The 14,668-nt window shown below is 57.8% G+C and carries 15 protein-coding genes; 3 read left to right on the forward strand and 12 right to left on the reverse strand.

Going from position 1 to position 14,668, the window contains the following annotated elements; all coding sequences use genetic code 11:
* Positions 1-86: 86 nt before the first annotated feature.
* Positions 87-470, forward strand: coding sequence for a nuclear transport factor 2 family protein (locus FV139_RS00915; RefSeq protein WP_148066364.1), 384 nt, complete (start codon positions 87-89; stop codon positions 468-470).
* Positions 471-481: 11 nt separating this feature from the next.
* On the opposite strand, the gene FV139_RS00920 is transcribed toward FV139_RS00915, so the two are convergent.
* From FV139_RS00920 to FV139_RS00950, 7 genes are all read right to left on the reverse strand, one after another.
* Positions 482-904, reverse strand: coding sequence for a nuclear transport factor 2 family protein (locus FV139_RS00920; protein WP_148066365.1), 423 nt, complete (start codon positions 902-904; stop codon positions 482-484).
* A gap of 191 nt (positions 905-1,095) precedes the next feature.
* On the reverse strand, positions 1,096-1,716 hold the full coding sequence (locus FV139_RS00925) for a TetR/AcrR family transcriptional regulator (RefSeq protein WP_148066366.1): 621 nt from the start codon (positions 1,714-1,716) through the stop codon (positions 1,096-1,098).
* Positions 1,717-1,827: 111 nt separating this feature from the next.
* The gene (locus tag FV139_RS00930) at positions 1,828-2,262 is read right to left on the reverse strand and encodes a pyridoxamine 5'-phosphate oxidase family protein (protein WP_148066367.1); all 435 of its coding nucleotides are present in this window, start codon (positions 2,260-2,262) and stop codon (positions 1,828-1,830) included.
* Positions 2,263-2,488: 226 nt separating this feature from the next.
* Entirely contained in the window at positions 2,489-3,271 is a 783-nt protein-coding gene (locus FV139_RS00935) for an acetoacetate decarboxylase family protein (protein WP_148066368.1), read from the reverse strand.
* Between the two features lie 76 nt (positions 3,272-3,347).
* Positions 3,348-4,229, reverse strand: a complete 882-nt coding sequence (locus FV139_RS00940) for an SDR family NAD(P)-dependent oxidoreductase (protein WP_148066369.1) — start codon at positions 4,227-4,229, stop codon at positions 3,348-3,350.
* Positions 4,229-5,194 carry a Rieske 2Fe-2S domain-containing protein gene (locus FV139_RS00945; protein ID WP_148066370.1) on the reverse strand — a complete coding sequence of 322 codons (966 nt, stop codon included), beginning with the start codon at positions 5,192-5,194 and terminating at the stop codon, positions 4,229-4,231. The genes FV139_RS00940 and FV139_RS00945 overlap by 1 nt, the downstream gene beginning before the upstream one ends.
* Positions 5,195-5,218: 24 nt before the next feature.
* The gene (locus FV139_RS00950; protein ID WP_148066371.1) at positions 5,219-6,433 is read right to left on the reverse strand and encodes an amidohydrolase family protein; all 1,215 of its coding nucleotides are present in this window, start codon (positions 6,431-6,433) and stop codon (positions 5,219-5,221) included.
* Positions 6,434-6,626: 193 nt separating this feature from the next.
* Here FV139_RS00950 and FV139_RS00955 point away from each other — a divergent pair, with 193 nt between their 5' ends.
* Both FV139_RS00955 and FV139_RS00960 read left to right on the forward strand, forming a co-directional pair.
* On the forward strand, positions 6,627-7,259 hold the full coding sequence (locus FV139_RS00955) for a TetR/AcrR family transcriptional regulator (RefSeq protein ID WP_148066372.1): 633 nt from the start codon (positions 6,627-6,629) through the stop codon (positions 7,257-7,259).
* Between the two features lie 354 nt (positions 7,260-7,613).
* Positions 7,614-8,702 carry an NAD(P)H-dependent amine dehydrogenase family protein gene (locus tag FV139_RS00960; protein ID WP_187276332.1) on the forward strand — a complete coding sequence of 363 codons (1,089 nt, stop codon included), beginning with the start codon at positions 7,614-7,616 and terminating at the stop codon, positions 8,700-8,702.
* A gap of 53 nt (positions 8,703-8,755) precedes the next feature.
* On the opposite strand, the gene FV139_RS00965 is transcribed toward FV139_RS00960, so the two are convergent.
* The 5 genes from FV139_RS00965 to FV139_RS00985 form a co-directional block, all read right to left on the reverse strand.
* Positions 8,756-9,517 (reverse strand): SDR family NAD(P)-dependent oxidoreductase, encoded by a 762-nt coding sequence (locus FV139_RS00965; protein WP_148066374.1) that lies wholly within the window; start codon positions 9,515-9,517, stop codon positions 8,756-8,758.
* A gap of 88 nt (positions 9,518-9,605) precedes the next feature.
* Complete coding sequence (locus FV139_RS00970) at positions 9,606-10,439, reverse strand: SDR family oxidoreductase (RefSeq protein ID WP_148066375.1); 834 nt, start codon at positions 10,437-10,439, stop codon at positions 9,606-9,608.
* 110 nt (positions 10,440-10,549) lie between these two features.
* A complete protein-coding gene (locus FV139_RS00975) occupies positions 10,550-11,392 on the reverse strand; it encodes an NAD(P)-dependent oxidoreductase (protein ID WP_148066376.1) in 843 nt (280 codons plus the stop codon).
* Positions 11,393-11,528: 136 nt separating this feature from the next.
* On the reverse strand, positions 11,529-13,244 hold the full coding sequence (locus tag FV139_RS00980; protein WP_187276333.1) for a class I adenylate-forming enzyme family protein: 1,716 nt from the start codon (positions 13,242-13,244) through the stop codon (positions 11,529-11,531).
* A 43-nt stretch (positions 13,245-13,287) separates the two neighbouring features.
* Complete coding sequence (locus tag FV139_RS00985) at positions 13,288-14,658, reverse strand: FAD-dependent oxidoreductase (protein WP_148066378.1); 1,371 nt, start codon at positions 14,656-14,658, stop codon at positions 13,288-13,290.
* Positions 14,659-14,668: the final 10 nt, after the last annotated feature.

The following is a 14,668-nucleotide window of genomic DNA, read 5'->3' on the forward strand; positions in this document are numbered from 1 at the left end:
ATGCCAGCCCCGCGGCACTTGTGGCCCCCCCGGTCGCACACTATGTTCAGGCTTGCTGAATCATAGATCGAATTGGGGAGTTGACCATGTCCGAGGCATTAATGCGGCGTTACTACCAGACCTACAACGGCGAGGACCCGGAAAAGCTCTCCGCGTTCTATCACCCCGACGTCGAGTTGCATTCCGCCCAGGGAGTAATGCAAGGGCGAGATGCGGTGCTGGAGACTTACCGATACCTGGTGACAGTATTCGAAGACAGGATGGAGCCCACCCGGATCGTCATAGAGGGTGACACGGCGACGGTGGATATCACGGACAAACTGACAGCACGCGACCAGGTCGACGACTTTATGGGTGCCTCACTGTCTGCCGGCGAGACGCTGACCCTGGAACTGACCGGCACCTACGAGATAGACGACGGCCGGTTCCGGCGCATCACGATAGCCATGCGGGACGGCGGGACGGCCTGATCGCGCCGCAATCAGCCAAGTAGTTCTGGCGGAAGCTGGTCCGCCAGGGCGTCAACGTCCCAGTACACCTTGAGACTTTGCAATTGGCCTGCCTCGTTGACCTCGTAGGTTGCGATCATCTCGATAAAGGTTTTCAGGCCTTCGATATTGTTCGCAGCCGTCATGGCCACGGCCACGACATCCTCGCCACAGGGATAGCGCTTGTGGGGAATGATGGTGAGGTTTCCGGGACCGATCATCATGTCCCAAAATTCGGAGATGCGCGCCTTGCCGCGAAAACCGGCCCCCTCCGGATCGTGCGGCGAGCGCCCCACCGGGTCGTGCACCACCGCATCGTCTGCGAACAGAGCCAGCCAGTCTTCCTTGTTCCCCGCCATGGCATTGGCGATGGATGCCTTGTGCGCGCGAATAGCGCGAGTGTCTTTCTCTGACATCAGCGTATCTCCTGTCCTCTCATCCCCCAGTACGGGCAGCGCCTGGGGAGTTCATCATCCGGAAAAGTGTGGGCATTCGTTACACACAATCATAGTCCCTTCCCCCTGCCGAAGGGGACGTAGTGACGCGAAAAGAGAGGGTTTCCGGGCGCTGGCCTTAATAGTCAAACCCGGAGGGTCAGCGAGGGATTTCAGCTGTAAAGCATATCCGTCACGATCATCTTGAGTCGCTTGATGTGCGGACGGGGGTCAAAGCTTTCGGGCTCCAGCGCCATCTCGATGAGGATACCGGTCAACATGCAATGCACCAGGTAAATCACTTCCTGAAAGATGCGATCACTGGCGGCGCTGTCATGAAAAATGCGTCGGGCAAGGTCGAGGTGGGCCTTGCGGCTGCGGCTGATGGACAGGTCGTTGCCCGCCTTGCCATGCCCCCGGGTTGCCAGCAGGATTTCCATGGTCGCCATGTACTCCTCGCCCTGGTAGTGATACCAGGCGGCATCCACGTACTTGGCCACCCGCCGCTCCGCACTGCCGGTGGTGAAACGGTTGGCACTGAGGGTCTCGTGAAACTTGAGGTGGGAGCGTTGTAATACTTCCTCGAGGATTTCTTCCTTGCCGCCGAAGTGGTGCTGTACGGCCCCCCAGGTTACCCCGGCGCGTTTGGCGATCTGGCTGGAGCTGGCCGCGGCGTAACCCTTTTCCTTGATCAGGCCGATGACGGCATTAATAATCCTGTCTTGCGTGGCTTTGCTTTTGGCCGCCTGCCGCCCCATTGCATCGATATCTGCCTGATCAAGATCCAGTGCCACGCACGCCTCCAGAGAAACATTGGTTTAACAACGCTGCCATTCTACCAGTGTTTACGCGGATTCGGCACAGGTATTCGCACGCGCCAGGCGGTAAATACGAGGGTTTGGGCCTCAGCTGCCAATGTGGTCCAGGCGCCCACCGTACAGCAGCGGGGTCGAGACCTGCTCGCAGACCAGCGTGACAATAACGCGCTCGGCATCGGGTTCGTCCAGGTCAAAATCCCGGCCCATGTTCTTGCGGAAGATTTTCTGGTTCAGGGCCCCCTCGGGGTCGTCCTCCAATTCCGCGTGCCCCCGGAGCTCGATGTATCGAGTTGGGGCGCCGGGGTCCATTACACAGACTGACAGGCGCGGGTCGGCCAGCATGTTGCGGTACTTCACGCGGCTTTTCAGCGTACTGAAGCGAAAAGTTTCGTCGTCCCAGTCGAACCCCACTGGGTTGGTGGAAATCAGCTGGTCCTTGTGGCGGACAGTACTGACGTAGGCAAATACGGCAGTCTCCAGTATGTGGCGATGACTTTCAGGAACGGTGGCAGTCGCGGGCATGGGCGCTTCTCTCCTTCTGATTATCGGGACCCCCGGATAATTTATCCTCCCACAAGCCCCGCGCCAGCGCACCGATGACTGCCTGCCACCAGCTCAACTATGTTAACGCACCACAGGTTTCTTTCTGCTCACTGAGCGGGACAGGCCAGTGCGGGGCCGGAATGCACTGCGACAACCCCGGGTAGCGGGACATGCTACACCGCCCCGCTACCACTGGGATGCTGACTCAGCCCTTGGGCGGCCCACCGTGAAAGCCCGGCCAGCGGGAGCCGGAGATGGTGTCGGCGAAGGGCATAAAGCCCTCGGGATCCAGCTTGCCCGCGAGCGTGATTTCCCGGTCCAGGAAAATTGGCCACCACAAATGGGCTGACACCTGCTCCCTCATCGGCAGACGACTGGCCAACGGATCCCAGGGGCTGTCGCGAAGGACCAGTTCCCCCTGCACATCTTCCTTCCAGGCCGTGCCGTACTTGCTGCGTACATGCACCACATGGGGGGGGAAGTCATAGCCCTGCGCAGGGTCGGGCATGACGCCGGCGGCACGGGAGACCTTGATCCACCATTCGTGCTGCTCCCACTCGCCCTGGGGGATATTCTCGCCCTGGGACACCCCCTTGAACTCGACAAAGGTATAGCCCTGGTGGGTACAGCGCGCCGTCACCTGTGGCCCGAGACGAAAGTATTCGGTAGTACAGGGATATTTGGGCTGACCGTTAGTCTCCTGACTGATGAAGATGGCCGACTCCTGGTCGATGCCATACCCCAGTGTGTACTCCCCCTCAATACCGTCGTAGTCCGCGTTGACCGTAGTTACAATCCCGAACTCCGGCACATCCGGCACCGGGAAGTTGTAGATGGTGAGGTTGACGTGGGGATCCTTGCCCGGCGTAATTCCTGGCGGCAGCAGTGCGGCAATCTTGTCCGGGTCGGTGCGGTAGGTGATCTTCAGCATCGGCCAGTTGACGATGTCGCCGGGGCTGCCCAGGGGGCTAGTGGGTTGGTCGCTCATAGTGTTCCTCTTTTTTATGCTCTTTTGGCTGAAAAAAATGTCAGTGCGCCAGCGGCAGGCACGAAGACCTGGCCGGCTATCCTCCTACCTGTTCCGGAACAGGCGTCTTCCGCTCCAGAATCATGTCGCAGCGCGCCCGAACCTTCGCATCTGTCTCCGGTGTCGTTTTCAGCAACCAGAACGCATCCTGCTCCAGCCCCTCGATCGCCATCGCCGCTACCTCGTCCGGGTGCGTGGTCTTTAGCTCAATGCCGAACTCTGCCGCCATCTTCTTCATGTCATCCACCGAACTGATACCCGAAGCATTGCCTGCTGTTTCCTTCTGCAAGGCTTGCGGCCGCACCCGCCCCGAATTGAACAGACCGGTATCCACAATGTGCGGCCCGGGGAACAGGGCGCTGACTTTCACCGGCAGGTTGCCCGCCTGTACCTGGTAGTGCAGATTTTCCGTGATGGTATGCACGGCCGCTTTGGTCGCGGTGTAGATCGGCTGATCCGGGTAGACCAGCAGCGCACCGTTGCCGGACCCGGTGACCACGAAGTGGGTCGTTTCACTCTGAGTCACCAGCCGCGGCATGAAGGCCCGGATCGCGTTGATCACACCCCACAGGTTCACGTTCAGGCACCACTGCCAGTCCTTCTCGGAGTAATCCCACATGGCGCCGGATTCGCCGGCACCAATGCCCGCGTTGGCGAAGACCAGCTGGATACCACCAAAGCGTTCCTCGGCGGCGTCGGCCAGCGCTTCGTTACTCGCCAATTGGGTGACATCACAGTGGGCGACCAGCGCCTCAATGCCCTCGGCCTCGAGATCGTCACCTACCTGCTCCATCGCGGCGGCATCCACATCGCCCACCACGATCTTTGCGCCGCGCCGCCCCAGGGCGAAAGCCAGTGAACGGCCCACTCCGCTGGCGCCGCCAGTGATAACTGCTACCTTGCCGCTAAAATCCTTCATCAATCGATCTCCCTCACATCCACATAAAACTGTCTCACCCATTTGCGATACTGCACCAGGGGACCATCGCCACGGCAAAATACCGGCTTGCGCTTGTGCACCTTGTTGGACCAGATCGGGTAGTCCTGGCTGAGCCCCTCGATGATCCCGTTCATCACGTCGTCACCCGCCAGGTCTTCAATCTCCCGCCTCACCGACAACTGCCAGCGCAATAGCGTGGTGTTACGGTCAATCGGCAGCGCGCTGTTATAGACGACCATTTCCGCCCCGGGACCATAGGTGGTTCTAACGATGGCCAGCCCGGGCTGGAATACTGTGGAGTGCAGGTGACTGGGGTTGGCCGCCTGCTCCATATCTGCGTGCAGGTGCATCGTGCGGCCGTCCCCATCGATCGTCACCTCTGAAGCGGGAACGCCGGGCTGGCGGTGAACGTACTGGAAATGCACCGGATCACAGGAGTTTTCGGCGATATCCTGGATGTGGATAGGAATCTCGAACTGCGAATGCCGGGGCGCAGTCCATTGCTCATTTTCAAGTTCCGGTACGTGCGGTATTTCCCACAGCGGATCCTTGCCCTCAGGATGAAACCAGATATAGATCTCGTTGTTTTTTTCCGCGGTGGGCCACATCCTGATGCGGGCCCGCTCGGGAATTTCCTCGCAGTAGGGAATCTCCACGCACTGGCCGCTGGTGTCAAAGCGCCAGCCATGGAAAGGGCAGCGCAGGGACTCGCCCACGACCCGCCCTTCTACCCCGAGATGTGCACCGAGGTGGGGGCAGAATGCATCCTGGATAACCGGGACACCACTGCGGGTTCGGTACAGGGCGAGCTCACGATCGAAAGCGTGCACGCGCTGGACTTCGCCCACCTGGAGTTCCTGGCTTCTCGCCACAGAGAACCAACCCATGGGAAAGTCCGGCGTGGTATTGGTTTTCGATTCACAGGCTTCGATAATCTGGGTCATCATTGATCTCCTGTCGATGCTGGTTCAGGCGAAAATTGAAGTGTCGGGACCAATTTCATTGGCCACTTCCTGCAACCTGGCACGATCCAGCCCATACCATTCAACGGCGTTTTCCCCCAGGATCTTGCGGCCGTCGTCTTCCGGAAAGCCGCTGAAGGTCTCCTTGAAGTAATCCGGGGTCTGCGGCCAGGTGCCTTCGGGGTGCGGGTAGTCACTACCCCACATCAGCTTGGTGTCACCGAGTTGAGTGCGAAGATCGAGGTCACGGCGTGGTACACACGACGCGCCTATCGCCACGTTGCGCGCAAAGTATTCACTCGGTGACAGGGAGAGATGACTGCGGAAATCACCCAGCTTGGCCGAGTAATGGACCTCGCTGTAGTTGTGGTCCATCAGGCGCAGCCAGGGCGGTAGCATATACAGGGTGCCGCCCTCGGTAATCACGACTTTAAGCTTCGGATAGCGCTCGAACACGCCACCCCAGATCATGAAGGTCAGGGGGCGGTACAACCACCAGGTCACCTCGGAGGTAAATACGCCCATCGCCCCCGGCAGTTCATCGCTGCGATCTTCAGCGGGAAAATTCTTGCCGAAATATTCCGTGTTAGGGGCCGGGCCGGAATGCAAATGGATCACGACACCGAGGTCCTCGCAAACCTCCCAGAACGGGTCATACTTACGGTCGTGGTAAGGCGCATAGTCCTCCCACAGGGTCGGAATCATCACCGAGGTAAGGCCGTTGTCCACACACCAGCGCACCGCTTCAACGGCCTGCTGCACGTCGAATAGCAGAGGTATCGACGCAACGCCCACATGGCGCGCAGGATCATTGGCGCAGAACTCCGCCAGCCAGCGGTTGTGGGCCATGGCACCCGCCCACTGCAACTCGGGAACCGCGTCTCGCGGGGACAGGCCGAGCCCCGCTCCGAAGGGCGGGGTATTCATTTCGGTGATGCCATCGGGGAAAATGATTTCCGCAGCAATGCCATCTCCCGCCAGCATACGCAGCCGCTCCTGGTAGTCCCAGGCACCGGTCAGTTGCTGCTGAATGGGGGCACGCCAGGCGTCGTTGATTTCCTTGATCAGGAAGCTCTCCTCGGCTTTCTGCATCATTTCCACCTGGGCGGGCACCGCCACGTCCAGCAGGTCCTGGTACCTGGATTCGACATAGGGCTTGTAATCGGAGATATGGAGCCCTGCGTGGCAGTCGGACGACACCACGATGAGACGATCGGACATAACAGCAACACTCTCTTTATAGTCGTAGTAGTAATTCAGGCAGTTAAGCTATCCATACTGCTCAACCGCGCATAATTGCACAGTTGTATACAATGTAGTTTAATCAACTGGAGAACACAACAACATTGCAAAAAATTCATATTACATTGCAGTAGGTATGCAATGTAACAAACCGACTTTCGGATAGCGTGCTATGAATACACAGACTCCCCCGGTTGATCGTCATGAGAGGCGGAAGCTCGAAACCCGCTCCCGTATCGAAAATGCCGCGTACTTGCTCTTCAGTGAGAATGGCATCGAGGCGACCAGTATTGAAATGATCTGCGAAGCAGCCGATGTCGCCCGCCGCACCTTCTACAGCCACTTCCCTAACAAACAGGCGGTGATCGGAGAGCTTGGCATTTCCCGCCTGTACAGCCAGGCGGAACCCATGCTGGCCATGCTCATGGAGGGGCATGCCACGACACGACAGCAGCTCGATGGAATGATTGAATATATCGAGACACGCTTTGCGGCCTACCAGGAGGTCGACCGCCAGCTGATGATTTCGGCACCCGCGCGGTTTACCAGCGACCCGCAACAGCAGGGGAAGATCAGCAGCGACGCAATCGGCGCATTCGCACGAATGATCGCAGCGGGTCAGGAAAAGGGGGACGCCCGAACGGAATGCTCACCTGAAATCCTGGCCACCATGATCGTTGGCACCCTGACCACAATGACGACCAACTGGGCCATCGACCCCACCTACCCTATCTTTTCCAAGCTGGAGGAGGCCCGGCTGTTGTTTCAGCTCATTGTTTGCGTCGACTCACCTGAACCGGAATGAAGGTTGCAACGTCACAACAACGCCTGCCACGGCTTCAGGTGGCAGTCTCAGCTTGCTCCTCACAGACAAAGGCTTCCAACTACTCCCGGCTACCGTGAGATGATCTAGTCCAGTTTCTCTTTTAGAAACGACCGATCAAAGGTTTCGGGAAACTAATCTGCGAGGCAGGCTCTATCGCAGGCGAAGGCTCCCAGAAAACCGATGCCATCACCAAGTTGGGAACACCCCCGTGCTGAGGCTGGATTTCTGAACTCGACCGAACACTCTCTACAAGAGTCGCAGTTTAGAATAACTGGTACGACAGATTCGCTCCGCTACACCGCTGTATCCATAAAAATCCAATCGGAGAACTTCATGGGCAAGATTCGGGTCATTCAATACGCCTCAGGCACCACGGGTAAAATCGCCATTCGCGCTATGGCTAATCACCCTGAACTGGAACTGGTAGGTATGCTGGTACACAGCGCAGAGAAGGTGGGTTTGGACGCAGGAGAATTGGCGGGTATAGGCAACCTCGGAGTGACCGCAACCGACTCCCTTGAGGAAATCCTGGCCATTGAAGCCGACGCGGTATCCTTCATGGGCTTGTGGCCAGACCTGGACCTGGTCTGCCCAATGCTTGAATCCGGAAAACACGTAGTACTGACGCCAGGGCTTCTTTATCCAAAGTATCTCGGCGACGAGGTGGTGGAACGCCTTGAGGCAGCCTGCAAAAAGGGAAACACCTGTGTTTTCGGTGGCGGCATCAGCCCCGGATTCGTCCAGTGTGTTGCCCCTATCGCCATGAGTAATCTTGCACTGGGGATAAACAAAATCACGGTAGAAGAATTTGTCGACTTCCATGATGTGGGTGAATCGCCGGAACTGATTCGCGACATGCTGGGTATAGGCCGCACTCTCGAGGATGTTAAGGCCAACAAGCATCCATGGTTCGACGAGATGATGCCCGACTTTTTCAACCAGACCGTGGCTCTGACCGCCGATGCTCTGAAACTCGAACTGGATGAAATCCGCGCCGATATCGAGCATTTCGTATCACCCGGCGGTGGTCGCATTGATTCGGTGGAGATCCCACCGGGCACCGTGGGCGGAGTACGCTCTACCTTCACCGGCGTGGTAGACGGGCAGGACAGGCTCATTGTTCGCCTCAACTGGTGGTGTACCTACGACCTCGGCGATGGCTGGTTTTCAGCAGACGATATCAGTAACTCAACCCAGTGGCGGATTACGGTGGATGGGGAACCTTCAATGCGTCTGACTTTTGAACAAGCCGACCATTTCAACGATCCCACAGGCAACCCACGCAAGTCCACTGAGCACTCATTTATCATCACAGCGATGAACGTACTTCACGCCATTCCCTATCTCTGCCAGGAAAAATCCCCGGGCATCAAGCATTACGGCAACCTGCCGCTCATGGCAGGGCGTTATACGATACGTTGACCGCGTAGCCTTCTGGCGCCTGAAACCTGGGCAGGAAGATTCCTGCCCACTGCTCAGTAGGGGAGCGACGCAGTCGCGGAGTTATCTACCGGAAGCGCAACTCCATTGATGTGGCAGGCGTCATCCGACCCGAGGAACAGAATGCTCCTTGCGATATCCTCAGGCTGGCACATCCAGCGTCCATGGGTTTCCCGAAACTCCGCTGTAAGTTGCATTCGGGTTTCAGCGTCCAGGCCCTGACGAAACATGGGGGGATCAATAGCCCCGGGATGTACGCTATTGCAGCGCACTGAGTTACCGGCGTCGGCACAGTGAACCGCGATACTCTGGGTGAGCGACATGACGGCAGCTTTGCTGGCTGCGTAGGCTGGAGTGAGCGGGCTTCCCCGCATGGCCGCTATCGACGACACATTGATGATGGCGCCCCCACCTGATTGTTCGAGCAAAGGGAGCGCGTGTTTCGCCGACAGAAAAACGCTCTCTGCATTCACCTGATGGGTGATTCGCCAGTTTTCAACGGTATCATCTGGAAGCGATACGGTGTTGCAGATTGCAGCGATATTCGTCACCAGATCCAGCTGACCGTAGTCCCTGGAGACCTGCTCAATCAGCGCCACCCAGGCGGCTTCCTCCGCTACATTGTGACACACGAAACGCCCACCCTTTTCTTCAACCTCGGGAATCGGGGGGACTTCACGCAGATCGGTATAGATAACGCGGGCGCCCTCACCTGCCAGCATTCGAGCCGTTGCGCCGCCGACGAAGCCACCTGCACCTGTGACCAGGGCAACTTTACCTTCAAACCGAGAATCCATATCTCACCTTTACTGTTTTGAAATAGCCGAGCTTGTATCCGCGGCTAATAGCGCATTGAGCCGGCCGGAATGTAGATAAGGCAGTAAGTCAAACGTTGTACATATCACCACTGGCTCTCACCGTAATGTCGCCAATCGATACACCGAGCGGCTGGTTGATGGCGTACACAACCTGGTCTGCCAGCAACTCGGGGGCGAGGATGAAGTACTCGATATTGTCCACCGAGCTCCAGCTGTCGGGTGCGCTGCCATCGAAAAGTTTGCCGAAGCGCTCGCCGACCTCTACAGCGTTATCGCCGAGAATCCCGCCACCTGCATCAAAATTAACGATGCCGCCGCTGATACCCGTGGTCGGAATACCTGTGGGGCGAACGGTGGTGACCTTGATCCGCCCCTGAGCTTCCTGGCGCAGTGACTCCGACAGGAAGTTCACCGCCGCCTTGGTCGCGCCGTAAACTGCGGCGCCCTTGACCGGATAATTACCGTAAATGGACGACATGTTGATGATATGTCCACTACCCTGCTTGATCATCTGGTCGTAGACGGCAGAAATCCCGTGCAGAACTCCCTTGAAGTTGATATCGATACAGCGGTCCCAGGCCGTTGACGCCGTTTCATGGTCGGCATAAAAAGCCAGGGGCATGACGCCGGCGTTGTTGACCAGTACGTCAACGGCCCCATACTTTTCCACTGCAGTATCAATCAAAGCCTTCATCTCTGAGGTGCTGGTTACATCGGCCCGGACCGCCAGGGCCTCGCCGCCCGCCTCATTGATGCCGCTACAAGCGATCTCCAGTTGCGCTTCATTGACATCGGAGAGCACTACTCGCGCGCCCAGCGCGGCCACTTTCTCCGCTACCAGTTTGCCGAATCCACCGGCTGCGCCAGTGACAAGAACTACCTTGCCTTCTATATAACTCACAAATACCTCCCCAAATCTCGATCTGACAGGACTAGCAACCCGACAGTTCCCATCCGTGCTGACGCGTTACCCCCGCCAGTATCCCAGTACGATTGTTGCCGACACTACGTTTAGCCGTCGTGACGCTCAAATACTGGCCGGACAAGTTCCCGCGCTTGAAGAGCCATCGCCATGTTCAACCCTGCCAGTTCACCGCACTCAACGGCCACCTGGAGATCCTTTTCACCGATACCGGCCTGACTTGCCATGTAGGCATCAAATTCCGGGTTATCCCCCGGTTTGACAGCCTGCTGCCCGGTCAACAGGGCCTCCATCGATGGCGTCATATTGCCGTTTGCCTTCATCACCGCATTCAGCGAGGCGAACGGAACACCGAAGTGGCTCGCGAGTTTTACTGCCTGGCTACCCACCATAAACTGCACCCAGGTGACCAGGTTATTGGAGATTTTCGTGGCCATTCCCGCACCGATGGGTCCGACATTCAGGATATCAGTGGAGAAGGTCTCAAGAACGGGCCTCACCTTCTCGGTCAGCGCCGGGTCGCCACCGGTCATGGTGAACACAAAACGACCTTCTTCATCCTCCCGGGTCCGTGACACTGGAGCGTCCATGAATTGAATTCCCTTGGACGCCAATCGCTCAGAGATATCTTTCACTGTATCCAGCCGGATCGTGCTGTGAACTATGACGATACTGCCTTGCGGGAGGTGTTCGGCAGCACCGGTGCTACCAAACAGCGTATCCAGCACCTGCTGGTCGTCGCGAACGCAAATTTCCAGTACGTCGGCACCTTTGGCCGCATCTCCCGGGGAGGAAGCCAGCCGTGCTATTCCGGAAAATTTTTCCATCGCCTCCGCAAAGACATCAAACACCGTCAGGTTAAAATTGTTTTTGGCGATTTGCGTTGCCTGCTGACCGCCCATATTTCCCAATCCGATATACGTCACGTTCATTTTTATTACTCCTGTGCCAGATAGTTTTCTGACTAAGTTGCATTATTGATTGTTGAGTGTATCTGCCGCTAAAACCATTCACACATGTTCTGTTGAGCAATTTCCATGAGTCTCGATACTAGCCGGGCAGCGTGCATCATACGTTTCCAGCAATAAATCGCTCTCTCACTTTTAGCTTGTGAAGCTTTTCACTGGCGTTACGGGGTAGCGGGTCCCGCGAAAATACGATATGCCGAGGTACCTTGTAGCCCGCCAGATGTAACCCCAGGAACTCGCGCAGTTCTACCTCGGCATGCTGGAGAGCCTCCTGGCAGTAGCAAACCATTACCAGCTCCTCGCCCATTGCGACATCATCAACACCGAATACCACCACTTCTTTCACCGCAGGGTGCTGGTACGCGACACTCTCGATCTCACCGGGGAAAATGTTTTCGCCACCACGAATAACAATTTCCTTGATGCGGCCGGTCACGTGGAGGAATCCATCCTCGTCGAGATAGCCGATATCACCCGACTTCAACCAACCATCCCCCGTCATTACATCGGCTGTCGCCTCGGGGCTTCGCCAGTAACCGGTGGTGCAGGTAATGCCTCGCATCTGGATTTCACCCGGCTGACCGGGGGGCAGGACGTCGCCTCCAGTTGAAGCGAAGCGCATTTCCATGATCGGCGATAGGATGCCGGCACTGTCAGGTTTGAGATCATACACACAGCCACTCATGGTCGTCGCCACGGCCAGCGTTTCGGTCATGGCATAACCGGTAGACCGGTTGGGCTCTCCCAGGCGTGTGCGAATCAACTCTGGCAGTCCGCTTGGTGTGGCCGCGCCTGCAGAGGCGACCCGGATCAACGACGAGGTGTCGTAACTATTGAAATCCGGGCTGGACAGTAAATCCATGAGGATAGCGGGAACGCTGGATATATTGGTAATGCGCTCATCATGGATCAATTGCAGTGCCGCATCGCGATTCCACTTGCGCATCATCACGACCTTATGGCCCAGTGATGCTGGAACCAGGAAGCCGCTATTGAGCCCCGTCGCATGAAACAACGGCACTGTAAGCAACGGCGTTTCCCGGGTTGCTCCCCCCTGGAATTCCCGCTGCCCTTCCAACTGCATGGTCAGGAAACCCAGGAACATCATATTCATGTGTACCTGGCAGACAGCCGCGTGATGATGCACGACTCCTTTGGGAAAGCCGGTACTGCCCGAGGTATAAAGTACAAGGCACGCACTTTCGGTATCTGGCGACGCGACCTCATAAGCGTGCCCGGGCCAGGTATCAAGGATCTCTGTAAGAAAGTGCACGCTCTCAGCTGGCATGCAATCTACAGACTCTGCAATGACAACGTGGGTATCAAGGTCTGGAAGGCGATTTGACACCAGATCGAATCGGGCGCGATCCAGTACAACCACGCTGGCACCGCTGTCGTGGATGGCAAAGCTGAGTTCGTCCGCTTTTCCCCAACTGTTGATGGGCACCACAATGGCCCCCACGAGTATTGCCCCTGCAAAGGCGATAAGCCACTCCGGCCGGTTACTCATCGCAAGCGCCACCCGATCACCAGGTTGTATTTCGCGAGCCCTTTGAAGCCAGGCGGCGAATGCGTCCGCAGCCTTGAAAAAATCGGCATAGGTTAACCGGTTCGCCTCATAGACGAGGAACTCAGCATCACCGTGGTTGCGAGCGGACTGCAGGATGTCAAGCATCGTCTCAGCCGCATTGATAAAAGCCAGTCGCTCACCAAAGGAATAGCTTCGTCGTGTCACTTCGAAGAACTCGCCTTGCCGGGTCAGGTTCCTGATCTCTTCGTGGACACGCGCCGCAGTGACAGGTTGAAAATCGGTCATTTGCCTCTCCGCAAACATCTACTCGCCCTTCTGAAAACGGTGGTCATGGCAGGATTGGCGGCAGTTCTTTCTGCAGCTCCAGTTTGGCCCTGGTGGCCTCACCGGTCAGGGCAAAGCCCAACAGGGCGCCACCGGCGTCGCGGTATTCTGCCCGGACGTTATTGCCGTCGGCTGCTACTTTCCACTCACCGGCAGCGCCGGCGGCCGGTGGTGCGACGACCACCGGACAGGCCGGCGTCTTGATGGTCACCGGCATGGCCGGGTACACCACCTCGGTGGGCTGGCCGGCGAGGGTTTTACCCAGCGCTTTGACGGCCGCCATCAGGGGGGCGACGTAGACCAGGACCTGTCCCTCGACCTCAGCGCAGTCACCCAGAGCGTATACATTGGCTGCACTGGTCTCGAGCAGGCGATTGGTTACGACGCCACGGTTGGTGGCGATCCCCGAGGCCTTGGCCAGGTCGATACGCGGGCGTACACCGACTGCCGAAACCACCAGGTCCGCACTGAGAGTGCTGCCATTATTGAGGATAACCGACACACCCTGCTCCGCCTTGTTGACTTCCGTGACCAGCGGCCCGAAATGGAATTTTGCCCCCTTCGCCTCCAGAGCCGCCTGCACTGCCTTGCCAGCGGTTTCCGGCAGCAAAGTGGGCAGGCAGTAGGCCAGCGGGTCAACCGCTTCCACCTCAAAGCCGCCATTGAGCAGGTCGTTGGTGAACTCGCACCCGATCAGGCCACCGCCGATAATGCAGACCTTCTTCACGTTGTTCTTGGCCACGGCGGTACGGAAGTCGTCGTAGTCCAACAGATCGTTGACCGAATACACCAGGTCCAGGCCGTCGCCGCCGATGGGCGGTTGAATGACCTGGGCGCCGAGCGCCAGCACCAGCTTGCCGTAATGGATTTCGGTCTGCTCATCGCCGACCTTGATCACCTGCCGTGCGGTATCGATTTCACTGACGTGGGTACGAGTCCAGACGCTGGCCTTGAGTTGCTGCCCCATGGTCCCCGCGTCCTGCTGGGCCAGGTCATCGGCACTGGTATCCCGGGTGAAACCTGTGGACAGCATGGGCTTGGAATAGGCGCGCCCGTCGTCCGAAGTCAGCAAAATCAGGGGAGTCTCGTCATCCTGCTTGCGGAACTCGCGCGCCAGGTTGTAGCCGGCCAACCCCGTGCCGATGATGACCACCGGCGCATGTTCGCGATCAGCCACGGGCTCCTCGTGGTGGGGAAGATCATCGAGAGGCGCTTCCTCCAGCAGTTCGAAGTCCTCTTTGCCCACGCCACAGTCGGGGCAGAGCCAGTCTTCGGGCACATCCTCCCACCTGGTTCCCGGCGCAATGCCGTCGTCTGGCCAGCCTTCCTTCTCATCGTAGATCAGGCCGCAAACAATACATTCCCACTTACTCATAATTCCATCT

Origin of the sequence: Parahaliea maris, assembly GCF_008064665.1 — a bacterium.
GTDB classification, from domain to species: domain Bacteria; phylum Pseudomonadota; class Gammaproteobacteria; order Pseudomonadales; family Halieaceae; genus Parahaliea; species Parahaliea maris.

Coding starts and splice junctions, on each gene's coding strand:
- FV139_RS00950 (WP_148066371.1), bottom strand. CDS start 6,433: ATGTCCGATCGTCTCATCGTGGTGTCGTCCGACTGCCACGCAGGGCTC.
- FV139_RS00945 (WP_148066370.1), bottom strand. CDS start 5,194: ATGACCCAGATTATCGAAGCCTGTGAATCGAAAACCAATACCACGCCG.
- FV139_RS00940 (WP_148066369.1), bottom strand. CDS start 4,229: ATGAAGGATTTTAGCGGCAAGGTAGCAGTTATCACTGGCGGCGCCAGC.
- FV139_RS00985 (WP_148066378.1), bottom strand. CDS start 14,658: ATGAGTAAGTGGGAATGTATTGTTTGCGGCCTGATCTACGATGAGAAG.
- FV139_RS00960 (WP_187276332.1), top strand. CDS start 7,614: ATGGGCAAGATTCGGGTCATTCAATACGCCTCAGGCACCACGGGTAAA.
- FV139_RS00915 (WP_148066364.1), top strand. CDS start 87: ATGTCCGAGGCATTAATGCGGCGTTACTACCAGACCTACAACGGCGAG.
- FV139_RS00930 (WP_148066367.1), bottom strand. CDS start 2,262: ATGCCCGCGACTGCCACCGTTCCTGAAAGTCATCGCCACATACTGGAG.
- FV139_RS00955 (WP_148066372.1), top strand. CDS start 6,627: ATGAATACACAGACTCCCCCGGTTGATCGTCATGAGAGGCGGAAGCTC.
- FV139_RS00975 (WP_148066376.1), bottom strand. CDS start 11,392: ATGAACGTGACGTATATCGGATTGGGAAATATGGGCGGTCAGCAGGCA.
- FV139_RS00920 (WP_148066365.1), bottom strand. CDS start 904: ATGTCAGAGAAAGACACTCGCGCTATTCGCGCGCACAAGGCATCCATC.
- FV139_RS00935 (WP_148066368.1), bottom strand. CDS start 3,271: ATGAGCGACCAACCCACTAGCCCCCTGGGCAGCCCCGGCGACATCGTC.
- FV139_RS00965 (WP_148066374.1), bottom strand. CDS start 9,517: ATGGATTCTCGGTTTGAAGGTAAAGTTGCCCTGGTCACAGGTGCAGGT.
- FV139_RS00980 (WP_187276333.1), bottom strand. CDS start 13,244: ATGACCGATTTTCAACCTGTCACTGCGGCGCGTGTCCACGAAGAGATC.